25 protein-coding genes are annotated in these 26,075 nt (G+C 57.8%); 11 read left to right on the top strand and 14 right to left on the bottom strand.

Features of this window, described 5'->3' with window-relative positions; all coding sequences use genetic code 11:
• Positions 1–70 precede the first annotated feature (70 nt).
• A complete protein-coding gene (chbB, locus tag QQF33_RS25670; protein WP_282495004.1) occupies positions 71–391 on the bottom strand; it encodes a PTS N,N'-diacetylchitobiose transporter subunit IIB in 321 nt (106 codons plus the stop codon).
• A 258-nt stretch (positions 392–649) separates the two neighbouring features.
• On the bottom strand, positions 650–994 hold the full coding sequence (gene osmE / locus QQF33_RS25665; RefSeq protein WP_100780498.1) for an osmotically-inducible lipoprotein OsmE: 345 nt from the start codon (positions 992–994) through the stop codon (positions 650–652).
• 231 nt (positions 995–1,225) lie between these two features.
• Here osmE and nadE point away from each other — a divergent pair, with 231 nt between their 5' ends.
• Positions 1,226–2,053 (top strand): ammonia-dependent NAD(+) synthetase, encoded by an 828-nt coding sequence (nadE, locus tag QQF33_RS25660; protein WP_285150718.1) that lies wholly within the window; start codon positions 1,226–1,228, stop codon positions 2,051–2,053.
• Between the two features lie 244 nt (positions 2,054–2,297).
• Entirely contained in the window at positions 2,298–3,176 is an 879-nt protein-coding gene (cho, locus tag QQF33_RS25655) for an excinuclease Cho (protein ID WP_282495002.1), read from the top strand.
• Here the strand turns inward: cho and ves are convergent.
• The 3 genes from ves to QQF33_RS25640 all read right to left on the bottom strand — a co-directional run bounded on the left by ves (position 3,154) and on the right by QQF33_RS25640 (position 5,672).
• Entirely contained in the window at positions 3,154–3,711 is a 558-nt protein-coding gene (ves, locus tag QQF33_RS25650) for an environmental stress-induced protein Ves (protein ID WP_282495001.1), read from the bottom strand. The two genes, cho and ves, sit on opposite strands and share 23 nt — an antisense overlap.
• A 296-nt stretch (positions 3,712–4,007) precedes the next feature.
• Positions 4,008–4,496, bottom strand: a complete 489-nt coding sequence (gene spy / locus QQF33_RS25645; RefSeq protein ID WP_285158835.1) for an ATP-independent periplasmic protein-refolding chaperone Spy — start codon at positions 4,494–4,496, stop codon at positions 4,008–4,010.
• A gap of 333 nt (positions 4,497–4,829) precedes the next feature.
• On the bottom strand, positions 4,830–5,672 hold the full coding sequence (locus tag QQF33_RS25640; protein ID WP_285158834.1) for a LysR family transcriptional regulator: 843 nt from the start codon (positions 5,670–5,672) through the stop codon (positions 4,830–4,832).
• A 652-nt stretch (positions 5,673–6,324) separates the two neighbouring features.
• On the opposite strand from QQF33_RS25640, the gene QQF33_RS25635 reads away from it, so the two are divergent.
• Positions 6,325–7,878, top strand: coding sequence for a fibronectin type III domain-containing protein (locus QQF33_RS25635; protein WP_285158833.1), 1,554 nt, complete (start codon positions 6,325–6,327; stop codon positions 7,876–7,878).
• A 75-nt stretch (positions 7,879–7,953) separates the two neighbouring features.
• Here QQF33_RS25635 and astE read toward each other — a convergent pair whose 3' ends face one another.
• Genes astE through astC form a run of 5 tightly spaced genes read right to left on the bottom strand, consistent with a single transcriptional unit; the run spans position 7,954 to position 13,976 of the window.
• The gene (gene astE, locus QQF33_RS25630; RefSeq protein ID WP_285158832.1) at positions 7,954–8,919 is read right to left on the bottom strand and encodes a succinylglutamate desuccinylase; all 966 of its coding nucleotides are present in this window, start codon (positions 8,917–8,919) and stop codon (positions 7,954–7,956) included.
• Between the two features lie 9 nt (positions 8,920–8,928).
• Entirely contained in the window at positions 8,929–10,254 is a 1,326-nt protein-coding gene (gene astB, locus QQF33_RS25625) for an N-succinylarginine dihydrolase (protein WP_285158831.1), read from the bottom strand.
• Positions 10,241–11,728 carry a succinylglutamate-semialdehyde dehydrogenase gene (gene astD, locus QQF33_RS25620; RefSeq protein ID WP_285144773.1) on the bottom strand — a complete coding sequence of 496 codons (1,488 nt, stop codon included), beginning with the start codon at positions 11,726–11,728 and terminating at the stop codon, positions 10,241–10,243. The genes astB and astD overlap by 14 nt, the downstream gene beginning before the upstream one ends.
• The gene (gene astA / locus QQF33_RS25615; protein WP_285158830.1) at positions 11,725–12,759 is read right to left on the bottom strand and encodes an arginine N-succinyltransferase; all 1,035 of its coding nucleotides are present in this window, start codon (positions 12,757–12,759) and stop codon (positions 11,725–11,727) included. Before astA ends, astD begins: the two co-directional genes overlap by 4 nt.
• Positions 12,756–13,976, bottom strand: coding sequence for a succinylornithine/acetylornithine transaminase (gene astC, locus QQF33_RS25610; protein WP_285144775.1), 1,221 nt, complete (start codon positions 13,974–13,976; stop codon positions 12,756–12,758). Before astC ends, astA begins: the two co-directional genes overlap by 4 nt.
• Before the next feature lie 433 nt (positions 13,977–14,409).
• Here astC and xthA point away from each other — a divergent pair, with 433 nt between their 5' ends.
• The 6 genes from xthA (at position 14,410) to QQF33_RS25580 (ending at position 20,592) form a co-directional block, all read left to right on the top strand.
• Positions 14,410–15,216, top strand: coding sequence for an exodeoxyribonuclease III (xthA, locus tag QQF33_RS25605; protein ID WP_282494992.1), 807 nt, complete (start codon positions 14,410–14,412; stop codon positions 15,214–15,216).
• 6 nt (positions 15,217–15,222) lie between these two features.
• Positions 15,223–15,903: a TVP38/TMEM64 family protein gene (locus QQF33_RS25600; RefSeq protein WP_285158829.1), complete on the top strand. Its 681-nt coding sequence runs from the start codon at positions 15,223–15,225 to the stop codon at positions 15,901–15,903.
• Positions 15,904–15,924: 21 nt separating this feature from the next.
• On the top strand, positions 15,925–17,088 hold the full coding sequence (locus tag QQF33_RS25595; RefSeq protein ID WP_285158843.1) for an ABC transporter substrate-binding protein: 1,164 nt from the start codon (positions 15,925–15,927) through the stop codon (positions 17,086–17,088).
• A complete protein-coding gene (locus QQF33_RS25590; protein WP_285158828.1) occupies positions 17,061–18,596 on the top strand; it encodes an ABC transporter permease subunit in 1,536 nt (511 codons plus the stop codon). Before QQF33_RS25595 ends, QQF33_RS25590 begins: the two co-directional genes overlap by 28 nt.
• Positions 18,596–19,213 carry an ATP-binding cassette domain-containing protein gene (locus QQF33_RS25585; RefSeq protein ID WP_285158827.1) on the top strand — a complete coding sequence of 206 codons (618 nt, stop codon included), beginning with the start codon at positions 18,596–18,598 and terminating at the stop codon, positions 19,211–19,213. Before QQF33_RS25590 ends, QQF33_RS25585 begins: the two co-directional genes overlap by 1 nt.
• 77 nt (positions 19,214–19,290) lie before the next feature.
• The gene (locus tag QQF33_RS25580) at positions 19,291–20,592 is read left to right on the top strand and encodes a sulfurtransferase (RefSeq protein ID WP_285144779.1); all 1,302 of its coding nucleotides are present in this window, start codon (positions 19,291–19,293) and stop codon (positions 20,590–20,592) included.
• Here QQF33_RS25580 and QQF33_RS25575 read toward each other — a convergent pair.
• Positions 20,589–21,206 carry a CDP-alcohol phosphatidyltransferase family protein gene (locus QQF33_RS25575; RefSeq protein ID WP_282494987.1) on the bottom strand — a complete coding sequence of 206 codons (618 nt, stop codon included), beginning with the start codon at positions 21,204–21,206 and terminating at the stop codon, positions 20,589–20,591. The two genes, QQF33_RS25580 and QQF33_RS25575, sit on opposite strands and share 4 nt — an antisense overlap.
• Entirely contained in the window at positions 21,199–21,768 is a 570-nt protein-coding gene (locus tag QQF33_RS25570; protein ID WP_285158826.1) for a carboxymuconolactone decarboxylase family protein, read from the bottom strand. The genes QQF33_RS25575 and QQF33_RS25570 overlap by 8 nt, the downstream gene beginning before the upstream one ends.
• Positions 21,769–21,843: 75 nt before the next feature.
• Here QQF33_RS25570 and QQF33_RS25565 point away from each other — a divergent pair, with 75 nt between their 5' ends.
• Positions 21,844–22,260 carry a pyrimidine (deoxy)nucleoside triphosphate diphosphatase gene (locus QQF33_RS25565; RefSeq protein WP_285150729.1) on the top strand — a complete coding sequence of 139 codons (417 nt, stop codon included), beginning with the start codon at positions 21,844–21,846 and terminating at the stop codon, positions 22,258–22,260.
• On the opposite strand, the gene QQF33_RS25560 is transcribed toward QQF33_RS25565, so the two are convergent.
• A complete protein-coding gene (locus QQF33_RS25560; RefSeq protein ID WP_282494984.1) occupies positions 22,220–22,492 on the bottom strand; it encodes a YnjH family protein in 273 nt (90 codons plus the stop codon). The two genes, QQF33_RS25565 and QQF33_RS25560, sit on opposite strands and share 41 nt — an antisense overlap.
• Before the next feature lie 231 nt (positions 22,493–22,723).
• Between QQF33_RS25560 and gdhA the strand changes: the two genes are divergently transcribed.
• A complete protein-coding gene (gdhA, locus tag QQF33_RS25555; protein WP_285158825.1) occupies positions 22,724–24,067 on the top strand; it encodes an NADP-specific glutamate dehydrogenase in 1,344 nt (447 codons plus the stop codon).
• Positions 24,068–24,164: 97 nt separating this feature from the next.
• Here the strand turns inward: gdhA and QQF33_RS25550 are convergent, their stop codons facing one another.
• The gene (locus QQF33_RS25550; RefSeq protein ID WP_285158824.1) at positions 24,165–26,072 is read right to left on the bottom strand and encodes a DNA topoisomerase III; all 1,908 of its coding nucleotides are present in this window, start codon (positions 26,070–26,072) and stop codon (positions 24,165–24,167) included.
• Positions 26,073–26,075 lie beyond the last annotated feature (3 nt).

The following is a 26,075-nucleotide window of genomic DNA, read 5'->3' as shown; positions in this document are numbered from 1 at the left end:
TTAAATGCCGCAATGAAAATATTGCGGCGTAAGTATGTGAAATAACTCTTTGACGGGAAAAATTTAAAATTTAATTAGCGGCAGCTTTTTTAATTGATGCGACTGCAGCTTTAAGCACACCCAAACCATCAATTTTGCCGTACAGCACAGAATCGATCACTTCCACAGGTTTGTTCGGTAATAAACGCTGGATTTCTGGCAGCATGTAAGCGATTTGTGGTCCGAGTAATACCACGTCCGCGTTCTGGCCTTTTTCGCCTGCCAGCGTTTCAGGAAACGCTTCGATAACAACGGGAACTTCATACTTTTCAGCCTGCGCGCGCATTTTAGACACCAGCAGCGACGTTGACATGCCCGCAGAGCAGAACAGGTAGATATGTTTCTTTTCCATAGCAACTTCCCTCTTGTATGACCCTCACCCTCGCCCTTCAGGCCGTTTGTGAGTGTTACTATTGTTTATCATTGAATGGAGTATACGGCATGGCGCAGGGAGGGGATAATTCCAGACACATCACAATTGTCTCTCCTTGACCTGGCGTTTTGACTACCCTCACATTTTAGGCAAATAATTCGCGATAAGAAATAAGATTATTGCAGGCACAAAAAAACCGGCCCAGAGGCCGGTTTGTGACATTGCGCAGGCTACAGGTTATTGCGCCTTAGGAGCCTGCGGGTCGGTATCGTACTCAGCACAGGTCTGGTAACCGGAATTGATCACGTGTCCCGTGTCATCCAGTGCTACGAAGTAGGTTTCTGCTTTACCATCCCGTTGACCCAGAATATAGGTCTGGCACGTCCCACGTGCGTGGATCATGGTGACTTCTGAAGAAGGTTTACCCGCCACCTGCGCAACCTGCGCACGACTCATACCCTTCTTCACATCTTTAACCACCGGCTGTGTGAATTGATCGGTTGTACGATCGTAAGCTGTACACCCTGCCAGCATAGTCAATACCGCCGCTGCGCTCAGAATTCCCGCTACATTCTTGTTCATATTCCGTCCTCTTGTTTATCAGCGTGTTATCTAAGCATGGAACAAAAAATCCTATTCATCAACTTTGACTACGAAGCGGCATGTTTTTCGGAAAATTCTAATAAAACAACGATAACCTACTAAATCGTCGCAATTTGCCGCACTCGAAACTGTGATCCTTGTCGTTTTACGCCCAAAGGGTTAGTTTTAACGGATACTCATTCTGCTTCGTTTTTGCTAATGGAGGGCGTAATGGCTCTGCAACAAGAGATTATTCAGGCGCTTGGCGTAAAGCCCGCTGTCGACGCAAATCATGAAATCCGCCGCAGTATCGATTTTCTGAAAGACTATCTCAACACCAACGCCTTCCTGAAGTCGCTGGTGTTGGGGATAAGCGGCGGCCAGGACTCGACCCTGACCGGCAAACTGTGCCAGATGGCGATCTCAGAATTGCGTCAGGAAACCGGCGACGAGACCCTGCAGTTTATCGCCGTGCGCCTTCCTTATGGTGTGCAGGCCGACGAGCAGGATTGCCAGGACGCCATTGCCTTTATCCAGCCTGACCGTGTTCTCACTGTGAACATCAAAGGCGCAGTCCTGGCCAGCGAGCAGGCCCTGCGCGAAGCGGGAATTGAACTGAGCGATTTCGTACGCGGCAACGAGAAAGCCCGCGAGCGCATGAAAGCGCAGTACAGCATCGCCGGGATGACCAAAGGCGTGGTGGTCGGCACCGATCACGCGGCAGAAGCCGTGACCGGTTTCTTCACCAAATACGGCGACGGCGGCACCGACATCAACCCGATCTTCCGCCTCAACAAGCGCCAGGGTAAGCAGCTTCTCGCCACGCTTGGCTGCCCGGAGCACTTATATAAGAAAGCCCCGACCGCCGATCTCGAAGACGACCGCCCTTCTCTGCCGGATGAAGTCGCGCTGGGCGTGACCTACGAAAACATCGACGATTATCTGGAAGGCAAAACCCTCGATGAGAAGATCGCCCGCACCATTGAAGGCTGGTATCTGAAAACCGAGCACAAGCGCCACACGCCAATTACGATTTTCGACGATTTCTGGAAGCGGTAATTTTCGCACCTGTTGCCGGATGGCGCTGCGCTTATCCGGCCTACAAGGTAAATGTAAAACGGCAACGCAAGTTGCCGTTTTTAATGTTTGCGCCCTCTCCCGGTGGGAGAGGGTTGGGGTGAGGGCACCAGACCGCACCGGTCAGTCATGCCGGGTAAGGCGAAGCCGCCACCCGGCATTTGTCTCTTTTTTAACCGGCACCTCTCTGCTACACTGTATGCCTGAACAGTATCAGGAGTCTTTTGTGAGCAGGCGTCAATCCGCCCCGCGACTGGAATTTGAAGCGGCGGCCATCTACGAATATCCCGAACATCTTCGCCCCTGGCTGGAAGCTCTGCCGAAACAGCCCGGCGTCTATTTCTTTCATGGCGAAAGCGACGCCATGCCGCTTTATATCGGCAAAAGCGTCAATATCCGCAGCCGGGTGTTATCACATTTACGCACCCCCGACGAGGCCGCGATGCTGCGCCAGTCGCGGCGCATCACCTGGATGCAAACCGCCGGTGAACTCGGCGCGCTATTGCTCGAAGCCCGGCTGATTAAAGAGCAGCAGCCGCTGTTCAACAAACGACTGCGCCGCAACCGTCAGCTCTGCTCTCTGCAAATCACCGACGGCAAACCGCAGGTGGTCTATGCCCGTGAGATTGATTTCTCTCACGCGCAGAATCTGCACGGGCTGTTTGCCAACCGCCGCGCAGCGCTGCAGGCCCTGCAAACCATCGCGGACGCCGAAAAGCTGTGCTACGGATTATTAGGTCTGGAATCCCTCACCCGCGGGCGCGCCTGTTTTCGCTCGGCGTTAAAACGCTGTGCCGGTGCCTGCTGCGGCAAAGAGAGCGTGGAAGATCATCAGGCGAGATTAGTGGCCGGACTGGCCGCGCTGCGCGTCACCTGCTGGCCGTGGGACGGCGCGATTGCGCTGAAAGAAGGCAGCCATGAGATGACGCACTACCACATCATTCATAACTGGCTGTGGCTGGGTGCCGTCGACACCTTAAAAGAGGCAACGGCTCTGCTGAAAACCCCCGCCGGTTTTGATCACGACGGCTACAAAATTCTCTGTAAGCCATTGCTCTCCGGCGAGTATGAGATCATTGAGCTTAATGCCCCGGCAGCCAGGTGATCTCACTGAACAGCAGCGTACCTTCGGATTCCAGTAAGCGCAGGGTGTGGGTTCCATCCTGCCAGCTGGCGCCCTGATCGGCGGTGAGAAGTTTATCCCCTAGCTGCCATGCCCCGCTCAGCACAAACGCCACGCCGCCGCGCGAGGCGAACGTCGTAAAGGTACGGTCAGCCACCCGCACTTTGGCCTGACAGCAATCCCGGCGGGTCATGATATTAAAATCCATCGACATCTGCCCTTCGGTGAGCTTCGCTTTCACCGGATGATCGCCCGCAAAACTGAACGGCTGATGACGTTTCAGGGTATGGCAAAAGGTGTGGCCCGCATCAAGGGTCACTTCACCGCCCTCAATCAGGGTAATCACCCGATCGACACCAGGAAATAATGAGAATTCGCCGTTGCTGGCGATAGAGGCAATGCTGGCGCGCCAGTGAAAATCACGGGTCGCCGTGGGAAAGCAACAGATCTCACGGGTTTCGCCCGCGCCATTTCGCCAGAGGTTCACCGGCATCTTGCGGATATCAAAAAACTCCATCACCACTCCTGAAAGGCGCACCTGCGCCAGGGCGACGAAATATCGCGTCGCTGTCTTGATTGTTATCGTTAGGTGTTCACAGGCGTATTATCGGCAGCAATGGGAAGAGGCCTTAGTGTCGTGATGAAAAAAACACTAACGCCCTGACTCTGCTACTCATTCTTAAAACCGACTACAGGAGCATACCGTGATGGCGGCGCGTGACAAGAGGGTGCGAAAGAAAAAACCGCCGGACCTGTCCACAGCGATTGCGCTTATGTGGACAGGTTTCCGGCGGTCTTAATAGTTTGTGCTGATTATTCAGCAGGCGGAGCCATTTTACCTTCTGGCGCCGGACGTTCTGTCAGACGCTTCTCAAAATTGGCATTAAATTGCTTTTTCTGTCCCGGGGTCAGAATGTTGTAGATCTTGTTCTGAGTTTCCATACGGGCGAGCATTCCGGCTTTATGCTGCTCGGCCATTTTGTCGATCTGCGCTTCGGCTTTTGCCTTATCGAAGCTGTCGCTGGCAATGATGTCATGCATTGCGCGGCGCTCTTCCAGCGGCGGACGTTTCATCTGGTCACGCTGGCTTTTCATGATGTCGCGCACCTGCTGTTTCTGCGCATCAGTCAGGTTCAGGTCTTTAAACATCATGTCGTGATGCATACCCGGCTTGCCTTTATGATGCATCATCTTACCTTCAGTTGGCGCTGCGGTGGTGGTCGCGGTATCTGCGGCGAACGCCATGCTGGTAGCGCCCAGAGCCAGGGTAGAAGCAACAAACAGTGCAGTTAATTTACGCATAATTGTTTTCCTTTCTTTCAGTTATTATTCGGCGCTATGCCGTGTTGACGAGATTAACTTTACGGGGTTTATCGTCAATTAGTCAGAGCAACGGTAAAACAATGAAAGTGTAAAAAACAAATTATCGCCAAATGTGGAGGAATTAAGGATAAAGCGTGGAGAGTTGAAACAAAAATATTCAATACGATGATTTTAAAGAGATTATGAAGAAGTATAGCGAAGTGCCGATTAATAATAAAGCAGTTATCCAGGAATAATCTGCAAAAAGATCGTCAGCACTCTCTTTATTAAAACCTCATAGAGGGTACAGGTCTCAGCGACCGGGATAAATCATCAGACAAACTCCACCAGCAGATCCTTAAAAGCGTTGATCAGGCCCATCTGCCGGGTGTCTGCGTGATGATAAACGAAGCAACGAATATAAGACGTTTCAATGCGCTCCACCTCAATCCCTTCAAGGCGAAAAATCTGCGCCATCTTCTCAGACGAAACGCACATCCCCTTCCCCGCCCGCACGAAGGAGAGCAGCGTGAAGAGATCGTGGTTGTGTTCAATAAACTCAGGGTCAATCCCCTTCGGGCCGAGGATGTTTTTGATCCTGGCTTTATACAGTGGCGTATGCTGATCCCTCCAGACGAAGAATTTCGGCTTGCCGCTCGGAGTATCGGTCATTCGCTTGCGCAAAATGACATGGTGGCAGCCGTGCCAGGAATCACACTGCAAGCCAGGCTCAGAATCCAGCGGCCTGAAGGCCAGCACGGCCGTATTTGGCTGATAGGTCAGCGCACTAAAATCCTCATGAGTCAGCTGGGTTCTGTGGGTTTCGAATTTGAGATTTTCCGACTGGAAAACGCGCTGTAAATGATGGAAGAGGATTTGAGGAACGGAGATATCAAAATAGATGAGCATTTGCGTGTCGTGAGGGTTTGTCCTGAGACTGTCTTCAAATGCCAGCAGATTCTGATAGGCGGGCAGGCATCGGTTGTAGCAATCCCAGGCCAGCTGCGTCGGCTCGAGATCGTTATGCTTTCGGCTAAACAACTTGCCTCCCAGAGACATTTCCAGCTCGGTTAAGACCTTACTCAAAGGCGACCGGGTGATACACAACTCTTCCGCCGCCTTGCCAAAATTTTTGTTTCTCATGATAACCATGAAGTAACGCATCTTCTTTGACAAAAATATCCCCATAGCTAGCCTCGTAAAAAATTCGTTAATACATTTTTTTGCGCAACAAACGGGTTGCGCAGCAAAGAGTCATTGTTGCGCTATTGCAATAAAATGCGTTTCCGTCCGGGAAACAATTTTTTCAAATCAGGAAATCAATAATCCTGAGGAAAATAAACATACCTTACACCGCTTAATTTAGTTATTTATCCTCTTCACAAGACACACCTATTTGTCATGGTATCGTGGTTTAGCGCGGAAGAAAACGGGCGAGAATAAGAAACATAATAGTTCTCAATGCCTTAAAATAAATTTTAATAACGTTATAAATAATTACCATGAAAACAAAAACGCTAACGTATTGATTTAAAGCGAACAATGACACACAAATCATAAACAGTTTTATTAAATTAAATAGTTAAAACAACAAGTTGTTACACAATCATAATATCAACCACACTCACAAAGCGGATTAGCCGGCTTTTGAAACGTCCTGAATCCCCTCGCCAAAATAGACACAATTATTTCGCAAAATAAGAAATTAGCCGGAGCGAAGTTCGTAATCTGTCTTCACCCCGCCGGGAAAATGTCTCCTCCCCGGGCAAATCCGACAGCTAAGCATCTGCTTAATGTTAAACCACTCACATTCATCAAGGTGTTAATTATGAAAAATACCCCTCAGGCCGTCATTGCTTATGCAAAATGGGAATCTGGTGACACTCCGGCCCCCTATTACGATAAATGTATCATCACGCTTTATAATATGACCGACAGCGATATTGTTAATCCGCTGATAGCCTTCACCCTCGCGGCAGGACAACAGCCGAGTCAGGATCTTAATTTCGCATTTTCCGTCAGCGGCAGCTCGGTAAGCGGATATTTAACCGATAACAACAGGATTCCCGTTCAGGGCTCCGTGGAATTTGCGATCGGGATTAATGGCGGGGAGGTGCTCGGTGCGCTGCCGACCGGGTTTGTCGTCAATGGCGCCTCCGCCGACGCACCACCCGACTCAGAAGCTCCTTCGGTTCCACAGGGAGTGACGGTCACCGGAACCGGGGCGAAAACCGCATCACTCGTCTGGCAGCCTTCAACGGACAATGTCCTCGTGGTCGGGTATATCGTCGAGTACGCGGCGGGCTCTGGCAAAACTCAGCTTTCCGTTGACGCTGCCAGCGCCATCATTACCGGCTTAACAGAACTCACCGCCTATACCGCCACCGTCAAAGCCGTGGATGTCGCGGGAAATACCTCGGCCATCTCTGACGTCGTCTCCTTCACGACGCAAACCGCGGTGCCGGACCCGGGCGAGTACCGCTTCTCCGTTGCGCCCTATATCGATTACATGGCCTACCCGCAGTTAACCACCGGGATGTGTCTGGACGCTTCGGGCATCAAGAACTATACGCTGGCATTTATTGTTGCCGGGACCAGCAGCGCCGACAACACGCCGATGCCCGCCTGGGGCGGACAAAGCGATCCCGCCTTTGACGCCCGCACCAGCAGCCTGGCGAAAGACGATATTGCGGCATTGCGCGCCGCCGGCGGCGATGTGGCGATTTCCTTTGGCGGCTCCGCCGGTATTCCCATCGAAGAAGCCGTGGCAGATACCGATACCCTGATCGACTGGTATCAGGAGATCATCGATAACTACGCCCTGAAATACATCGATTTCGATCTCGAGGGCGAAGTCCTGGCCCAGCCGGATGTTCTGACGCGCCATGTGGTGGTAGTCGAAGCCATCATGCGCGCCAACCCGTCACTGCAGGTCTCTTACACCCTCCCGGTTGACGGGCAAAACAGCGCCGCCAGCCAGGGCTTAAGCTCCTATGGGATTGATTTCATTGCCATGCTGGCCGATGCCGATATCCTGCCTTCGATGATCAATGGCATGACGATGGACTTTGGCGCGGATTCGCCTGCGGATATGTTTACCGGTGTCAAAAATGCGCTCGACGCGATGAACACGCAGATCGTGGCGAACTGGCCGCAGCTGAGCGCTAAACAGGCGTGGCGTCGAACCGGCGCAACGCCGATGTTCGGGGACAACGATGTGCAGGGCCAGACCTTCACCCTCGATAATCAGTCGCAGCTTCTGGATTATGCGAAAAAGGTTAATCTGGGGATGTTGTCGGGCTGGAGCGAGAACCGCGACCACGATCTCTTCGCCTGGGGTTACAGCAAGGTGATTGCCGATTATCAGCACAAAGACGCTTAACCCGGTAAGGGGTCAAAGAAAAACCCTGAGCGCCACGCGATCAGGGTTTATTCGTTTTAAAAATGCGCCGCCGATTTACGTCACCTTCTCCAGCATCAGCCCCGCCCGCAACCCCAGTGCCACCGACGGATTCGGGAACAGCACATACTCCGTCGTTTTCTGCACTTCATAACGCTCGCCCCCGTCCTCTGCCAGCAAAATTCCCTGGCGGAACGGCGTGAAGTTCAGGGTATGCGCCGCCATATGCAGCTGAAACGCCTCGCTGCGACGGGTGAGCTGTTGCACGACGCGATAACGCTCCACCGGCTCCGCATGCGGTTCCGGCTCAGCGCCTGAGAGCAGCGCCCGCAGCGCCAGATGGGTAGGCGCAAAACGCGTCAGATCGTTATGCCCAAACGGCAGGGCTTTACCCAGCTCAAGGGTACAGGCCAGCGCGCCGAAATGCTCACAGGTGAAATGGGTGAAAGTCCCGCCCGGCGACTGATGGAACACCAGCGCTTCGAGGCCCGCATCGCCCAGCCAGTCGAGGAAAGTTTCATCCCACGGCTGCTCGCGCTGGGGCAGCACGCCGAAACGCACGTGATACGACGCGCGAATGGCGGTGTGCAGATCCAGATGCCAGCGATCTTCCCCGGCTGTGGCATAAAAATCCCTGACCGCCTTCTCCAGCACCAGCACCCGTTCGGTTTCTTCGCAGGGCGCGAAATGCGCCGCGCGCCCGCCAAACATCCGGTTGATATCGCTCACCAGATAACGCTTGTTCTGCGCCAGCGCTACCGGGTTCCCGAGCACCACCAGCACGCGGCAGCGCAGCGGAATATCCCCGCGAAACAGCGCGCGGAGCAGCAGATCGACAATTTCCACCGGGGCGGTTTCATTGCCGTGAACGCCCGCCGAGAGCACCAGAGCACGTTCACTCGCCTCGAACGGCGTCAGTTCGAGCAGCCCGCGCCCCAGCCATTTCCAGTGAAAGGTCGCGCCCTCACCTTCGGTTTGCACAGGCGTTTCGTCCGCCAGGGTCAGCGCCAGTAAATTCTCCATCCTCTCTCCTTAGCGCTGGAACGGGTAAACCGATCCCAGGTGCAGGATCGAGGTCAGAGCGTCCAGCGCTTCGCGGCCTTCGCGCAATAGCTGCGGATCAACCAGATCCGCCTGCGTCAGCTGATCGCGATAGTAGCGATCGACCCAGTTATTCAGCGTGTTAAACAGGGTGTCATTCATCATGACCGCCGGATTTACCGCCTGCATTTCGGCCTGGGTCAGCACCACGCGCAGCCGCAGGCAGGCAGGGCCGCCGCCGTTGGCCATACTTTCACGCAGGTCGAACACCTTCAGCTCGCTGATCGGGTTGTCGGCCTTCACCAGTTCCGTCAGATAGCGCCACACGCCCTGATGGTTTTGCGACTCCTGCGGCAGGACCAGCAGCATGCTGCCGTCGTCGCGGCTCAACAGCTGGCTGTTAAACAGGTAAGTTTCCACCGCATCCTGCACGCTCACGGCGTGCGTCGGGACCTGAATCGGCGTAAAGCCCGGCACGCGCTCGGCAAGCGCGGCAAGCAATTTATCCTGCTGGGCAAACGCCTGTTCGTGGCAGAACAGCACCTGACGGTTCGACACGGCGATCACGTCGTTGTGGAACACACCCTGATCGATAACATCTGGATTCTGCTGAGCAAAAACCACCTGCCCAGGATTGACCTGATTCAGCCGCGCCACCGCCTGGCTCGCCGCCAGGGTCTGACGCGCCGGGTATCGCACGGGTGCGTTGTGCCCACTCTCGTCGCGTCCGTAGACAAACAGCTGCGTCGCCGGGTCGCCGTAGTTACCACCCAGACGGTTATGGTTTGCCGCCCCTTCATCGCCAAACATCGCCACCTGCGGGAGCGCTTCGTGAACGCTGAACCGTTCAGCATCGCTGAAAATGGCGCGCAGCACGCGCTCGGTGGTCACCGCCTCGGTCGCGCGATGGAATTTGTTATTCAGGTTGGCGACGGTGAGATGCACTTTGCCGTCGAGGGTATCCGCCGAGGGCGCAACGGTGGCGGCGTTTGCCACCCACATGGACGAGGCGGAGCTTGCCGCCGACAGCAGATGCGGCACCTGCGTCCCCGCTTTTTCCACCACCTGCTCGTCGCTGCCGCTAAACCCGAGCTGACGCAGAACCTCGACGTTCGGGCGCTCCTGCGGCGGGATCAGCGCCTGCGGGAAACCGGCGTCAGCCAGGGCTTTCATCTTTTGCAGCCCCTGTTTCGCCGCAAGCTTAGGATTCGAAATCTGGAAGCGGTGCTTCGTTGAGGCCTCATTGCCAAACGACAGCCCGGCGTAGTGGTGAGTCAGCCCCACCAGCCCGTCAAAGTTGACCTCATGCGCTTTCATGACGATCCCCTTGCGTAAAATCGAGCCCCGGATTGAGGCTTTCCGGCAGGGTCAATGCAGGCGTTTCGAGGCTCGCCATCGGCCACGCGCAGTAATCCGCCGCATACCAGGCGCTGGCGCGATGGTTGCCGGAAGCGCCCACGCCACCGAACGGCGCGGTACTCGCCGCACCGGTCAGGGGTTTGTTCCAGTTCACAATTCCGGCGCGCGCTTCAATCAGCAGCGTGTCGAATTTCTCGCGATCCGGTGAAATCAGCCCGCTCGACAGGCCGTAGCGGGTGTTGTTCGCCATCGCAATGGCGCTGTCGAAATCATCGTAACGCCAGACGCAGAGCAGCGGACCGAAGGTCTCTTCATCCGGGACATTACTCGCCCCACTCATCTCCACAATCCCCGGCGTTAGCAGGGACGTACCCGGCTGGACAAGCTTCGGCTCCAGCAGGCTTTTTCCGCCGCGCGCCACGTGCTCGCGCCAGGCGTTGACCACGTTGTTCGCGGCTTGTTCAGAGATCAGCCCGCCGATAAACGGCTGCGGATCGGCGTCCCAGGCGTCGGGCACCAGGCGCGCGGTCACTTCCACCAAACGGGCCAGGAAGGCATCGCCCTGCGCGCCGCGTTTCACCAGCAGACGACGCGCGCAGGTGCAGCGCTGCCCGGCGGTAACAAACGCCGACTGGATGGTCAGATGCACGGCGGCGTCGATATCCTCCACGTCTTCGACAATCAGCGGGTTATTCCCGCCCATCTCCAGCGCCAGAATTTTCTCCGGCTGCCCCGCCAGCTGGCGATGCAGCTGATAACCCGTCCCCGCGCTGCCGGTAAACAGCAGCCCGTCGATGTCACTCAGGGCGCTCAGGGCCTGGCCGGTTTCGCGTCCGCCCTGCACCAGGTTCAGCACGCCCGGCGGCAGACCCGCCTGCTCCCAGAGTTTGACCACCGCTTCACCCGTCCACGGCGTCAGTTCGCTCGGTTTGAAAATCACGGTATTGCCCGCCAGCAGCGCAGGCACGATATGCCCGTTCGGCAGATGGCCGGGGAAGTTATACGGCCCAAACACCGCCAGCACGCCGTGCGGACGATGGCGCAAGGTCGCCGCGCCGTCGGCCATATCCGTATGCTGCTCGCCGGTGCGGGTGTGATAGGCCTTCACGGAGATGGCAATTTTGTTGATCATCGCCGTGATTTCGGTCGTCGCTTCCCAGCGCGGTTTGCCGGTTTCGCGGGCAATAATGCTGGTCAGCTCGACTTTGTTGGCCTCCAGCAGGGAGGCAAATTTCTCGACCACCGCCTGACGCAGGCTAAAGGGCTGTTTCGCCCACGCCGGGAACGCCGCACGCGCCGCTTTACAGGCCTGTTCCACCTGAAGCGCACTGGCATCGGTACCGGTCCACAGCGCCTCTTTGCTCACCGGGTTAGTTTTCTCGCGACGCTCGCCTTCGCCCGTCACCCAGTCGCCATTAATCCATAAACTCATGCTGTTTTCTCCTCGGGGCAGAGTCGCACCAGGCGCACCGTGTCGCCTGCGCTACATTTCAGGGCATCCAGCTGGGCTGCGGTCAGCACCAGGCGGTCGCATTTGGGGTTCGCGCGGATCAGCATGGCGCGAAAATGATCGTATTGTTCATTCGCCACCAGACAGGCCGGCCATTCGCCCGGCGCAGGCTGCCCTTCGGCGACGGTCACCAGACGGCTTTTACGGATGGCGCGGACGCGATCGATATCGCACTCCAGCGTCGGGCCGCCGTCAAAAATATCGACGTAGTTACGGTAGCGGAAACCCTCTTTCTCCAGCACCGCGCGCGCCGGGGCGGTCTGCGGATGGACTTCGCCAATCACCGCCTGGGCTTCCGGGCTGAGGAAATGGGTGTAGATCGGGTGTTTCGGCATCAGCTCGGCGATAAAGGCTTTCTGCCCGGTGCCGCACAGGTAGTCCGCGCGAGAAAATTCCATCGAGAAGAAGCGCTCGCCGAGGCTTTCCCAGAACGGGGAGTAGCCTTTTTCGTCGATCACGCCGCGCATCTCCGCCACCACTTTTTCGTTAAAGCGATCGCGGAAGGCGGCCATAAACATGAAGCGCGATTTCGAGAGCAGATAGCCGTTGCCCTCTTTGCGCCACTCGGGATCGAGGAATAGCGTGCAAAGCTCGCTGCTGCCCGTGTGATCGTTGCTGAGCGAGAGCGTGGGCAGCGCGTTGTAGATGTTCAGCTCTTTCGAGGCGTGAACCAGCGTGCCGACGCGGTAGTTGTACCAGGGCTCATTGAGGCCGACCGCCACTTCGATGGCGCAGATCCCGGCAACTGCCCCTGTATCCGTATCTTCCAGAACAAAGACGTATCCCTGTTCGCTTTTCGGCACCGTCCCAAGCCATGTATTGATGGCGCGCTCGATGCGCGCCGACAGCGTTTTTTCGTCGGCAGGAAGCGAGGTCAGCCCGCCTCCCGTCTTACCGGCAAGCTGCATAAGCCCGGCGAGATCGCCGCGCTCAACGGGACGGATGACCATCATGATGACACCCCGGATTTCACCTGTTCACAGGCCAGCGCAAAGCGATCTAATCCGGTGGTGACCTCTTCTTCACTTACCACCAGCGCCGGAGCAAAACGCACCACGTTCGCGCCCGCGATCAGCACCATCACACCCGCTTTTGCCGCTTCCTGTGAAATAAGTTTAGCTTTTCCGGCAAATTCAGCCGTCAGTTCGCAGCCAATTAACAGCCCCAGACCGCGAATTTCTTTGAACATGCCGACCTTGCTGTTGATCGCATTCAGGCGCTCAACAAACCAGTCGTGACGCTGCTTCACGCCGTTCAGCACTTCTGGCGTATTGATGATATCCAACACCTGTCCGGCGACCGCCGAGGCCAGCGGGTTACCGCCGTAGGTGGTGCCGTGGGTGCCGACGACCATCACGCTGGCGCATTTATTGGTGGTCAGCATCGCGCCGATCGGGAAACCGCCGCCTAATGCTTTCGCCGTCGACAGCACGTCCGGCGTGACGCCGTAGTGCATATAGGCATACAGCTCGCCGGTACGGCCCACGCCGGTCTGGACTTCATCAAAAATCAGCAGCGCGTTGTGCTGGTCGCACAGCTCACGCAGCCCCTGCAGGAAGGCTTTCTCCGCCGGGACCACGCCGCCCTCGCCCTGCATCGGCTCGACGATCACCGCGCAGGTGTTGTCGTTGATCAGCTCTTTCGCGGACTGGAGATCGTTAAACACCGCGTGACGAATATCCGGCGGTAACGGGGCGAAATCCTGTGAATAGGCAGGCTGTCCACCGGCGCTGACGGTAAACAGCGTGCGACCGTGGAAGGCATTTTTGAAGGCCACAATTCCGCTTTTCTGTGCGCCGAAGTGGTCGTGGGCGTATTTACGCGCCAGCTTCAGGGCCGCTTCGTTGGCCTCTGCGCCGGAGTTACAGAAGAAGATTTTTTCGGCAAAGGTGGCGTCGATCAGTTTTTTCGCCAGGCGCAGGGCAGGCTCGTTGGTGTAACCGTTGCCCGTGTGCCAGAACTTCGCCGCCTGATCGTTCAGGGTCTGGCGCAGCGCCGGGTGTGCGTGTCCCAGCGCATTCACCGCAATCCCGCCCGCGAAATCGATATACTCTTTGCCCTGCTGATCCCACAGGCGTGAGCCCTCCCCGCGTACCGGAATAAAAGCCGCCGGAGCGTAAACCGGCATCATCCATTCATCAAAATTTTCACGCGTAATTGACAGAGACATAGCGACCTCATCCGGTAAATAATAAGTTGTTTAAATGTTAAATAATTGAGTGTTTGCACTGTGAATGTAGATTGCAGAGTTCGTGCCAGCCAGCGATAAAAATGCATAAACGCCTTGAGGTGACAGAATATCAATGAGTTAGAATATGGAGTTATTCACTGTTAGTGCATAATAAGTGAATATTTTTACGACAAGCGGCGGTTCGCGGGACGAAAACGAGAAATATTATGCACAGGCAAAATATAATTCTGGAATTGTGATCGCTCGCGAAATTTATCGACCGTTTACGCCCCCTTTGAGGGCAAGGCGCGTCGAAATGGTGCAAAAATTGCACCAACGGGATGATCTGTTGCAGTTATTGGCTGAACCCGATAACAGGCGGCGCAAATTCTGCTACCATCCTTGCACTATTCACCTTGCATTGGCAGCGACTATGAAATTTGTCTCTTTTAATATCAACGGCCTGCGCGCCCGCCCTCACCAACTGGAAGCCATTGTCGAACAACATCAGCCAGACGTGATCGGCCTGCAGGAGACAAAAGTTCACGACGATATGTTCCCGCTCGAAGACGTTGCGAAGCTGGGTTACAACGTCTTTTATCACGGCCAGAAAGGCCATTACGGCGTGGCACTGCTCACTAAAGAGACGCCGGTCTCCGTGCGCCGCGGCTTCCCGGGCGATGACGATGACTCACAGCGCCGCATTATCATGGCGGAGATCCCCTCGCCCGTCGGCAATATCACGGTAATCAACGGCTACTTCCCGCAGGGCGAAAGCCGCGACCACCCGACCAAATTCCCGGCGAAAGCCAAGTTCTACCAGGATCTGCAGGATTACCTGACCACCGAGCTGAACAAAGACAACCCGGTGCTGATCATGGGCGACGTGAATATCAGCCCGACGGATCTGGATATCGGCATCGGGGAAGACAGCCGCAAACGCTGGCTGCGCACCGGTAAATGCTCCTTCCTGCCGGAAGAGCGCGAGTGGATGGACCGTCTGATGAACTGGGGCCTGGTGGACACCTTCCGCAGCGCCAATCCGCAAACCCAGGATCGCTTTTCGTGGTTTGACTACCGCTCAAAAGGCTTCGACGACAACCGCGGCCTGCGTATCGATCTGCTGCTGGCCAGCCAGCCGCTGGCCGAGCGCTGCATCGAAACCGGGATCGATTACGACATCCGCAGCATGGAAAAGCCGTCCGATCACGCGCCGGTCTGGGCGAAATTCAAACTGTAATTGCCGGTGAAAACGCAAAAAATCCTCTTCCTGTGCGCCCTGTTGGGCGCATTTGCTTTGCTTATCGCGCTCCTGCCACCGGGCTTTCTCTCCCTCGAATCACTCCGAACGCACCGGCTGATGCTGATTGATTATGTCCATCGCGCCCCGGTGCAAAGCGCTGCGCTCTATTTTGCGCTTTACGTGGTGGTCTCTGCGTTTTCGATTCCCGGCGCGGCGCTGCTGACGCTGCTGGGCGGGGCGCTGTTCAGCGTCTGGGAAGGGATGGTACTGGTGTCGTTCGCTTCGACGCTGGGGGCAACGCTGGCGATGCTCGCCAGCCGCTACCTGCTGCGCGACTGGGTGCAGCGCCGCTTAGCGAAACCGATGCAGACGGTGAATGCTGGTGTCGCGCGCGACGGCGCATTTTATCTGTTTGCCCTGCGCCTGATGCCGGTGTTTCCGTTCTTTGTGGTCAATCTGCTTTCGGGCTTAACCGCTATCGGCGTGGCACGTTACTGGTGGGTCAGCCAGCTGGCGATGCTGCCTGCAACGGTGATTTTCCTCAACGCCGGGCGCGAGCTGGGGGAGCTGACCTCCCTGCGCGATATTCTGTCGCCGGGAATGCTGGTAGCCTTTACACTCTTAGGGTTATTGCCGCTGGTCACCCGCTGGCTGTTCTCTCGCTTTACCCCTTCATCTCATTAACAGGGAGGCATTATGCGCCGTGTGCGTTCTTGCATGTTTCTGACCGGACTGCTGCTGACAGCCCCGGTATTCGCTGAAAGCGACTGGCAAACCGTTCAACAGGACGCCAAAGGCCAGACCGTCTGGTTTAACGCCTGGGGCGGCGATCCGGCGGTCAACCGGTATCTCGACTGGGTGAGCGAGGAGATGAAAACCCACTACGCGATCACCCTGAAAATCGTGCATCTGGCGGACGCCGCCGATGCGGTTAAACGCATCCAGACCGAGTCCCGCGCCGGGCGAACCAGTAAGGGCTCCGTTGATTTACTGTGGGTTAACGGCGAGAACTTCCGCACCCTGAAAGAGGCGAATCTCTTGCAAACCGGCTGGGCGCAAATGCTGCCCAACTGGCGGTATGTCGATACCACTAAACCGGTGACGGAAGATTTTGCCATTGCCACCGACGGCGCAGAATCCCCGTGGGGCGCGGCGCAGCTGACCTTTATTGCCCGCAAAGCCACGCTCTCAGCCTCGCTGCGCGATCCTGCCGCTCTCCTCGACTATGCGAAGCAGCATCCGGGCAAAGTGACCTATCCGCGTCCGCCTGATTTTACCGGCACCGCGTTTCTGGAACAGCTGCTGCTGAGCCTGACTACAACGCCGGATACCCTGAAAACTGCGCCCGACCCGCACACCTTTGACGCCGTCACTGCCCCGCTGTGGCGCTATCTCGACGCGCTGCATCCCCAGCTCTGGCGCGAAGGCAAAGATTTTCCGCCGTCACCGGCGCGTATGGACGCCCTGCTCGCCAGCGGCAATCTGAATCTCTCCCTGACCTTTAACCCGGCCCACGCGCAGCAAAAAGTCGCCAGCGGCGAACTGCCTGCTGACAGTTTCAGTTTTGGCTTTGCCGACGGGACGATGGGGAATGTCCATTTCGTGGCGATCCCGGCCAACAGCAGCGCCAGCGCGGGGGCCAAAGTGGTCGCCAATTTCCTGCTGTCGCCGGACGCGCAAATTCGCAAAGCCGATCCGAAAATCTGGGGCGACCCGAGCGTGCTGGACCCGCAAAAATTGCCTGCTGAACAGGCCAGCGCACTGCGCCAGTTTATTCCGGCGGGTCTACCGACCATTCAGCCTGAGCCGCACGCGGCCTGGGTGAACGCTCTGGAGCAGGAATGGCTGCGTCGCTACGGCACCCGCTAGGCTGGCTGGTGTGGCTGGTCATCGCGGCCATTTACGCGCCGCTGTTCCCGGCCACCGTGATGCTGCTGGAACCGGCGTTTTCCGTCGCCGGATGGCAATCCCTGTTTAACGATCCGCAACTGCCACAGGCGCTGATCGCCACCCTGGTCTCCACGGCCATCGCCACCGTCGGTTCGCTGTTGATCGCGCTCTGCATTGTGGCGGCGCTGTGGCCCGGTAAGCGCTGGCAGCAGATGAATTCCCGTCTGCCCTGGCTGCTGGCCATCCCGCACGTCGCGTTTGCCACCAGCGTGCTGCTGGTTTTTGCCGAAGGGGGCGCGTTTTATCAGCTTTGTAGCGCCTGTTCGCCTCTGCTGGATCGCTACGGAATCGGCCTCGGCCTGACGCTTGCGGTGAAAGAGAGCGCCTTTGTGCTGTGGGCGATTTATGCCGTACTGCCGGAAAAAACGCTGGCACAAAAAATGGTGGTGCTGCAAACCCTCGGCTACTCCCGCATCCAGGGGTTGTTCTGGCTGGTGCTGCCGACCATTGCGCCAGCACTCGGCGCGATGATGCTGGCGGTGGTCGCCTGGTCCCTGTCGGTGGTGGATATCGCGATCATTCTCGGGCCGGGCAACCCGCCGACGCTGGCGGTGCTGGCCTGGCAGTGGCTAAGTCAGGGCGATTCGGATCAGCAGATCAAAGGCACGTTGCTCTGTCTGGTACTCCTTCTCCTGCTGGCCGCGTTTGCCGCCGTCGGGGTCGCCCTGTGGAAGCCGTGGCGACGCACGATCCCATCGGTGTCGGGTCAACGCCACGAAGCCGGGCCGCCGATCGTCGGAACCGCGTTCGGCTGGCTACTGCCCCTGAGCGGACTGATCTGCGCCGCGGTGCTGCTCGTGCTGGCAAAACAGAGTGATTTTGATGTTGCGCCGTTTAGCGCCAGCCTCTCGTTCGCCCTGGTTTCCGCCCTGATCGCGCTGGGCATTGCCCTGCTGTGGCTCGAGTGGGGGCCGTCGCGCGGCACGCTGTGGCTCTGGGTGCCGCTGGCCCTGCCCGCCCTGCCGCTGGTCGCCGGGCAATACCGGCTGGCGCTCAATCTGGGTTTCGACGGCGAGTCTATTGCCGTGCTGTGGGGACATCTGTTGTGGGTGTTCCCGTGGACGCTATTAGTGCTTCAACCCGCGTGGCGCAGGCTCGATCCACGGCTGATTCTGATCGCCAAAACGCTGGGGCTGTCGCGCAGTCAGGTATTCTTTAAAATCAAATGCCCGCTGCTGGTGCGCCCGATTCTTATCGCCTTTGCCACCGGTTTTTCCGTGAGCATGGCGCAATATCTGCCGACGCTGTGGCTCGGTGCCGGGCGCTTAGCGACGCTCACCACCGAAGCCGTGGCGCTCAGCAGCGGCGGCAGTACGGCGATTCTTGCGGGCCGTGCGCTGTGGCTGCTGGCGCTCACCGCCGCTGCCTTTGCCCTCGCGGCAGGACTCTCGCGCCTCGCGGGCTATTATCGACAAGGGTTACGCTGATGTTGACCGTCAAAAATCTCACTCTTAACCCGCTGCTGCGCGAGGCGAATTTCAGCGTTGAACGCGGGGAAATCCTCACCCTTATGGGGCCTTCGGGCAGCGGGAAATCGACGCTCTTTGCGTGGATGGTCGGCGCGCTGTCCGCCGATTTTCAGGCACACGGCGAGCTGTGGCTCGACGATGAACGTCTTGACTCGCGGCCAGTCGAAAAACGGGGGATTGGGATCTTGTTCCAGGATGCGCTGCTGTTCGATCACTTTAGCGTCGGGCAGAACCTGATGCTGGCGCTTCCTGCGCACATTAAGAAGGCGCGCCGCGAGCAGGTCGAGCAGGCGCTGGCGAGCGCGGGTCTGGCCGGATTTTATGCCAGCGATCCGGCGACGCTTTCGGGCGGTGAACGCAGCCGCGTCAGCCTGCTGCGCGCCCTGCTGGCGCAGCCTCGCGCCCTGCTGCTGGATGAGCCATTCAGTCGTCTGGACAAATCCCTGCGGGTGACGTTCCGGGAGTGGGTCTTCGCCCAGGTTCGCGCGCAGAACATTCCGGTGGTGCTGGTCACGCACGATGACGACGACATTCCGCCGGGTGGACGGGTGATTCAGCTCGCCGGGTGGCAATAAACCCTGTGCTAACGCAAGGAATTCTGTTTAGGGGAAGACGAAAATGACGCACCTTTTATTTCACGTCAGGTTCTTCGATGAAACGTGTTTCTCAACTGACCGCGCTGGCGCTCTGTCTTGCCAGTTTCTCCACTTTCGCCGCTGATATGGCCTCTTCTGTGACGCTGGCCCAGCTGCAACAGCAGCACGGCGCGGTGATCGACACCCGCGCCAGCGCCTTCTATAACGGCTGGCCGCAAACGCTGTCCGGCACTTCCGGGCATGAACCCGCCGCGCTGAACCTGTCAGCCAGCTGGTTAACCCTCATGAGCGACGAACAGCTCGCCGACTGGGCTAAACAGCACAACCTCGCGCCGACCTCCGCCATCGCCCTGTACGGCAGCGACGCGGAGAACCAGGCGGTGAAAGCCCGCCTCGCCAAAGCCGGGTATCAGCACGTTTCCACCCTCGGCGATGCGCTGCAAAATGCCGATCGCCTGCAGCGTCTTCCCCATTTCGAACAGCTGGTCTATCCCGAGTGGCTGCATCAGCTGACGCAGGGTAAAAAGGTCACTGCCGCGCCAGCGGGCGACTACAAAATTATCGAAGCCGCCTGGGGCGCGCCAAAATTCTATCTCCTGAACCACATTCCGGGTGCCGGATACATTGATACCAACGAAGTGGAAAGCGAACCGCTGTGGAATAAAGTCTCCGACGACAAACTGAAAGCGCTGCTGGCGAAACAGGGTATTCGTCACGACACCACCGTGATCCTCTACGGTCGCGATGTGTATGCCGCGGCGCGCGTGGCGCAGATCATGCTCTACGCCGGGGTGAAAGATGTGCGTCTGCTGGATGGCGGCTGGAAAACCTGGTCCGATGCCGGTCTGCCGGTCGAGCGCGGAATGCCAGCGAAAGTGACGCCTGCCGCTGATTTCGGCGCACCCATCCCTGGTCAGCCTCAGCTGATGGTCGATATGGAACAGGCGCGCGGGATGTTGCATCGCAAAGACGCGTCGCTGGTGAGCATTCGTTCCTGGCCGGAATTCACCGGCGAAACCAGCGGCTACAGCTACATCAAGCCAAAAGGTGAGATCGCGGGCGCACGCTGGGGCCATGCGGGCAGCGATGCCACCCATATGGAAGATTTCCACAATCCGGACGGGACCATGCGCAGCGCCGATGATATCGCCGCGATGTGGAAAGAGTGGAATATCCTGCCGGACCAGCACGTCGCCTTCTACTGTGGCACCGGCTGGCGCGCGTCAGAAACCTTCATGTACGCCCGCGCCATGGGCTGGAAAAACGTCTCGGTCTACGACGGCGGCTGGTACGAGTGGAGCAGCCACCCGAGTAATCCGATCACCACGGGCCCACTGACGCCAGAAAGCACCCTTTAAGGTTTGACTGCCTTCAGGGTCTGATACCCGCTCCAGATGCGCGTTGTGGTGGTAAGCCAGCACAACGCGCCAAAGATCCAGGCGAACAGCGCAAAGTGCGCCGGGAACAAACAGCACAGCACAAACAGCGCGATGGTCTCCGTCCCCTCCGTTAATCCCCCGATGTAATAAAACGACTTGTGCGCGTAGCCCGGGTTATCAATATTGTGTTTTGCGGCCAGCGCCGCAAAGGCCAGGAAACTGCTGCCGGTGCCGATAAATGCAAACAGCAGCCAGGCGGCAGCCAGCGCGTTTTCCAGCGGTGCAGCCAGCGCAAAGCCAAAGGGCACTAAGGCGTAAAAGAGAAAATCGAGGGCGATATCGAGAAAACCGCCCGCGTCCGATAACCCGCGACGCCGCGCCAGCGCCCCGTCCAGCCCGTCGAACAGTCGGTTCAGCACAATGGCGATCAGTGCCGCAACATACCAGCCGAGCGCCAGAAACGGCAGCGCCAGCACGCCGATGGCAAACCCGGCCAGCGTCACGCCGTCGGCGCTGATGTACGGCTTATCAATCACCGCTACCAGGCGGTTGAGCAGCGGTTTCACGCGCGGATGCAGATGCCGGTCAAGCATGAGGCTTCCCCTTGAACGCATCGCAAAGCCCCTGGGACGGGATCTCCAGCGCGGCGTTGAAGCGCGCCGAGAGATTCTGAAAGGCAATTAACGCCGTCATTTCGGTGATCGTCGCATCGCTGTAAAAGCGCTTGAGTTCGCTTTTGATGGACTCCGTGACCAGCGGCGGCGTGGCGGTGGTGGCTTCGGCATACTCCAGCGCCGCACGCTCTTCCGGGCTGAACAGCGCGGACTCACGCCAGTCCCTGACCGCCTGCACCTTATCCAGCGCCCCGCAGCGCTCGGCCAGACGCAGGCTGTTGGCGTCAATGCAAAATGCGCAGTGGCACAGCTGCGAAACACGCGTCATCAGCAGTGCGCGCAGGGCCGGATTGAGGCGCGCATTTTTGCGTTCCAGAAAACCGACAAACAGCGCCACCAGCCAGAAAAGACGCGGCATGCGTCCCCACCAGCGGGTGGGATTCAGCACCACGCCGAAGTGTTTTTTTTGCATGGCGGCAATGGGTTTTAAACTGGCGGGGATAGATTCGACGGGCTGGACCCAGGCGGAAGTTTCTTTCACCGGACTCTCCTGATGGCTGGACTCTTTGAAAGCCGACGATAATATGTCGTTTTTCCCCTACAAGTATTGACGACCATGCTGAAAACTCTCGATGTTGTTGCCGCCATCATTGAAAAGAATGGCAAAATTCTCCTCGCGCAACGCCCCGACCATGCCGATCAGGCGGGAATGTGGGAGTTTGCCGGGGGCAAAGTTGAAGCCGGTGAAACCCAGCCCGAAGCGCTGATTCGCGAGCTGCGCGAAGAGCTGGGGATTGAGGCGCAGCCGATGCAGTATGTCGCCAGCCATCAGAGGGAAGTCTCCGGGCGGCTGATTCACCTGCATGCGTGGCACGTCCCGACCTTCAGCGGCGAATTGACCGCGCATTACCACAGCAACCTGGTGTGGTGTACGCCACAGGAGGCGTTCGCATATGATCTCGCGCCCGCCGATATCCCGCTGCTGGAAGCCTTTATCCTTTTACGCGCCGCCACACCAGCGGGTTCGTGCTGATGGTTTTCTCATCGCGCTGGCACTGGAGCAGCACGCCGTCTGCCTTCACCACCGCTCCTTCCGAATAGTTCTGATCCTGATAGATGCAGCACTGGTTGCAGGGCTGCGCGCGCTGACCGCCGGAGCTGAACACTTCCGGCGGTACGTTGACCTCCACGTCCGGGCGAATACGGTCAGCCTGGGCACCGGCGGACAACAGGGCAAGCAAAGCAGTTAACAGGTAGCGGTTCATAAAGATTCCTTTTGTGTGCTGATAATGACTATAACGGTTGTTTGCCGCCGTTCCTTTAATTTCTCTCATCATCGTTTTTAGTTATGACACAAGGCCGCTGATTAATTTCACTTTCCCGCTAAATTTTCCCTTGCCTCGCCAAGCGGTACGGGTGGTATAGTCGAAAACGACCACAAATCACCCACACAACACACAAAATTAAAAAAATCTTTATAAGAGGCTCTTATATCTATGGATCAGACACGCTCTCTGGAATCGTTTCTTACCCACGTTCAACAGCGCGACCCGCATCAGAGCGAGTTTGCCCAGGCCGTTCGTGAGGTCATGACCACCCTGTGGCCCTTCCTCGAAGAAAACCCGCGTTACCGTCAGATGTCCCTGCTTGAGCGCCTGGTTGAACCCGAACGTGTGATTCAGTTCCGCGTGGTCTGGGTCGACGACAAAAATCAGGTGCAGGTGAACCGCGCGTGGCGCGTCCAGTTCAGCTCGGCGATTGGACCGTTCAAGGGCGGAATGCGTTTCCACCCTTCCGTAAACCTGTCGATCCTCAAATTCCTCGGCTTTGAGCAGACCTTTAAAAACGCACTGACTACCCTGCCCATGGGCGGCGGTAAAGGCGGCAGCGATTTCGATCCGAAAGGCAAAAGCGAAGGCGAAGTGATGCGTTTCTGCCAGGCACTGATGACGGAGCTGTATCGTCACCTCGGCCCGGACACCGACGTGCCAGCGGGTGATATCGGCGTGGGCGGTCGTGAAGTCGGCTTTATGGCCGGGATGATGAAAAAACTCTCCAACAACAGCGCCTGCGTGTTTACCGGGAAAGGGCTGTCGTTCGGCGGGAGTCTGATCCGCCCGGAAGCGACGGGTTACGGCCTGGTGTACTTCACCGAGGCGATGTTAAAACGTCACGGTCTGGGCTTCGAAGGAATGCGCGTGGCGGTGTCGGGCTCCGGCAACGTGGCGCAGTATGCGATTGAAAAAGCGATGCAGTTTGGCGCGCGCGTGGTGACGGCGTCGGACTCGAGCGGCACGGTGGTGGATGAAGCTGGCTTCACGGCGGAAAAACTGGCGCGTCTGTGTGAAATCAAAGCCAGCCGCGACGGCCGCGTGGCGGATTACGCCCGCGAGTTTGGTTTGACCTATCTGGAAGGCAAGCAGCCGTGGTCTGTGCCGGTGGATATCGCCCTGCCGTGTGCGACGCAGAACGAGCTGGATGTGGACGCGGCGCGTACGCTTATCCAAAACGGCGTGAAAGCGGTGGCGGAAGGGGCGAATATGCCGACCACCATCGAAGCGACGGATCTGTTCCTCGAAGCAGGCGTGTTGTTTGCGCCGGGTAAAGCGGCGAACGCCGGTGGCGTGGCGACGTCAGGCCTGGAAATGGCGCAAAACGCCGCGCGTCTGGGCTGGAAAGCCGAGAAAGTGGATGCGCGTTTGCATCACATCATGTTGGATATTCACCACTCCTGCGTGGAGTACGGCGGGGAAGCGGAGCAGACCAACTACGTGCGCGGCGCGAATATCGCCGGGTTCGTGAAGGTCGCCGATGCGATGATTGGGCAAGGGGTGGTTTAAGCCGCATCATCGTGTGTTGCCGGGTGGCGGCTTCGCCTTACCCGGCCTACGTTCATGGTGTTGTAGGCCCGGTAAGCGCAGCGCCACCGGGCATTTTTCACGCCGCACTCTTCTTCTTAAACTTCTTCTTCGCGTCACCGCCGCCCGGTGCCACCATTCCGCGGAATGATTTCACCGGCGTATTGCGCGCCTGATTGATCAACTCAAACAGGGTACCCACCAGCGGCTGCATAAAGTCCTGATAGCGGCACTGCTTCTCGCTGATCTGCGTCAGGATCGACTCCCAGTGCGCCGTCATATCCGGTCGCGCAGCCAGCTCCGGCAGGGAGTGAATCAACGCCCGCCCCGGATCCGTCGAGTGGATATAGCGCCCTTTTTTGATCAGGAAGCCGCGCTTAAACAGCAGCTCGATGATCCCCGCGCGCGTCGCCTCTGTGCCTAATCCATCCGTGGCACGGAGGATCTTTTTCAGATCTTTATCCTGCACAAAACGGGCAATCCCGGTCATCGCCGAGAGCAGCGTCGCGTCCGTAAAGTGGCGCGGCGGCTGAGTTTGTCGCTCAATCACTTCACCCTTTTCGCACAGCAGTTCGTCGTTTTTCGCCACCACCGGCAGCGGGGTGCCGTCGTTCTCTTCGTCGCGCTCTTTGTTGCCGAGCAGCGTGCGCCAGCCCGCTTCGGCGAGGAAACGCGCTTTGGCGACGAATTTGCCTTTGGCAATCTCCAGCTCGATCACACATTTGCGGAACATCGCGTCCGGGCAAAACTGCATCAGATACTGACGCGCCACCAGGTTATAGACCTTCGCTTCGTTCTCGCTGAGATTAACGTTGCTGGCACGCGCCGTCGGGATAATCGCGTGGTGCGCGTCCACTTTTTTGTCATCCCAGCAGCGATTGCGGGTGTCCGGGTTCACGGCGGGCTGCGGGAGCAGGTCCGGCGCGTGAACGCCAATCGCATTCAGCACCGCATGACGCCCGGCGAAATGCTCTTCCGGCAGGTAGCGGCTGTCGGAACGCGGATAGGTGATCAGCTTGTGGGTTTCGTACAGCTTCTGGCAGATATCGAGCACATTCTGCGCGCTCATACCGAAGCGTTTACCGGCCTCAATCTGTAAGGCCGAGAGAGAAAACGGCAGCGGCGCGGGTTCTGATTCCCGTTTATCGTTATAGCTGGTGACTATCGCGGGCTGGCCGTTGATGCGGTTAACCACGTGATCCGCCAGCGGGCGATGCAACAGCCGCCCCTCTTCGTCCTGGTAAGATTCACAGGCGTCGCTCGGCTGCCAGGTGGCGGTAAACCGTTCGTCTTTCGGGGTGACGATATGCGCCTTCACCTCGAAGAAATCTTTCGCCACGAAGTTTTCGATCTCTTCGTCACGGCGTACCACCAGACCGAGGACCGGCGTCTGCACGCGCCCGACGGAGAGCACGCCCTGATACCCGGCGTTACGCCCGAGAATGGTGTAGGCGCGGGTCATGTTGATGCCGTACAGCCAGTCGGCGCGGGCTCGCGCCAGGGCCGAAACGCACAGAGGGATAAACTCGCTGTTGGCGCGCAGACGCGTAATCGCACGCTCCACCGCCTGCGGGTTAAGATCGTTGATCAGGCAGCGCTGAACCTGCTGGCGCTTTTCCGGCGCCAGCTCGAGATAGTCGAGCACCTCGTCGACCAGCAGCTGCCCTTCCCTGTCCGGGTCACCCGCGTGAATCACCTCTTCCGCGTCGTGCAGGAAACGTTTGATAACGTTGAGTTGCTTAGTCACGGAAGGACGCGGCTGCAGTTTCCACTTTTCCGGCACGATCGGCAGATCGTTGAGATTCCAGCGCGCGTAGCGGGCGTCGTAGACATCCGGCTGCGCCTGTTCCAGCAGGTGACCGATACACCAGGTGACCACCTGCCCGTTACCGCATTCGATAAAGCCGTCGCCCTTACGATGCGGCTTGGGAAGCACATCGGCAATCGCACGGGCCAGACTCGGCTTTTCCGCAATAAACAGACGCATCGA

It is taken from the genome of Lelliottia wanjuensis (assembly GCF_030238365.1).
Taxonomy (GTDB): Bacteria; Pseudomonadota; Gammaproteobacteria; order Enterobacterales; family Enterobacteriaceae; genus Enterobacter; species Enterobacter wanjuensis.
This window is presented reverse-complemented; position numbering and strand designations above follow the sequence as displayed.

Excerpts from the sequence above, each read along its gene's own strand:
- nadE (WP_285150718.1), top strand. The coding sequence starts at position 1,226 with ATGGCTCTGCAACAAGAGATTATTCAGGCGCTTGGCGTAAAGCCCGCT.
- QQF33_RS25560 (WP_282494984.1), bottom strand. The coding sequence starts at position 22,492 with ATGAACCGCTACCTGTTAACTGCTTTGCTTGCCCTGTTGTCCGCCGGT.
- astA (WP_285158830.1), bottom strand. The coding sequence starts at position 12,759 with ATGATGGTCATCCGTCCCGTTGAGCGCGGCGATCTCGCCGGGCTTATG.
- xthA (WP_282494992.1), top strand. The coding sequence starts at position 14,410 with ATGAAATTTGTCTCTTTTAATATCAACGGCCTGCGCGCCCGCCCTCAC.
- QQF33_RS25580 (WP_285144779.1), top strand. The coding sequence starts at position 19,291 with ATGAAACGTGTTTCTCAACTGACCGCGCTGGCGCTCTGTCTTGCCAGT.
- QQF33_RS25590 (WP_285158828.1), top strand. The coding sequence starts at position 17,061 with ATGGCTGCGTCGCTACGGCACCCGCTAGGCTGGCTGGTGTGGCTGGTC.
- astB (WP_285158831.1), bottom strand. The coding sequence starts at position 10,254 with ATGAAAGCGCATGAGGTCAACTTTGACGGGCTGGTGGGGCTGACTCAC.
- QQF33_RS25550 (WP_285158824.1), bottom strand. The coding sequence starts at position 26,072 with ATGCGTCTGTTTATTGCGGAAAAGCCGAGTCTGGCCCGTGCGATTGCC.
- QQF33_RS25565 (WP_285150729.1), top strand. The coding sequence starts at position 21,844 with ATGCTGAAAACTCTCGATGTTGTTGCCGCCATCATTGAAAAGAATGGC.
- QQF33_RS25575 (WP_282494987.1), bottom strand. The coding sequence starts at position 21,206 with ATGCTTGACCGGCATCTGCATCCGCGCGTGAAACCGCTGCTCAACCGC.
- chbB (WP_282495004.1), bottom strand. The coding sequence starts at position 391 with ATGGAAAAGAAACATATCTACCTGTTCTGCTCTGCGGGCATGTCAACG.
- QQF33_RS25585 (WP_285158827.1), top strand. The coding sequence starts at position 18,596 with ATGTTGACCGTCAAAAATCTCACTCTTAACCCGCTGCTGCGCGAGGCG.
- astD (WP_285144773.1), bottom strand. The coding sequence starts at position 11,728 with ATGAGTTTATGGATTAATGGCGACTGGGTGACGGGCGAAGGCGAGCGT.
- QQF33_RS25635 (WP_285158833.1), top strand. The coding sequence starts at position 6,325 with ATGAAAAATACCCCTCAGGCCGTCATTGCTTATGCAAAATGGGAATCT.
- astE (WP_285158832.1), bottom strand. The coding sequence starts at position 8,919 with ATGGAGAATTTACTGGCGCTGACCCTGGCGGACGAAACGCCTGTGCAA.
- astC (WP_285144775.1), bottom strand. The coding sequence starts at position 13,976 with ATGTCTCTGTCAATTACGCGTGAAAATTTTGATGAATGGATGATGCCG.
- osmE (WP_100780498.1), bottom strand. The coding sequence starts at position 994 with ATGAACAAGAATGTAGCGGGAATTCTGAGCGCAGCGGCGGTATTGACT.
- spy (WP_285158835.1), bottom strand. The coding sequence starts at position 4,496 with ATGCGTAAATTAACTGCACTGTTTGTTGCTTCTACCCTGGCTCTGGGC.
- ves (WP_282495001.1), bottom strand. The coding sequence starts at position 3,711 with ATGGAGTTTTTTGATATCCGCAAGATGCCGGTGAACCTCTGGCGAAAT.
- gdhA (WP_285158825.1), top strand. The coding sequence starts at position 22,724 with ATGGATCAGACACGCTCTCTGGAATCGTTTCTTACCCACGTTCAACAG.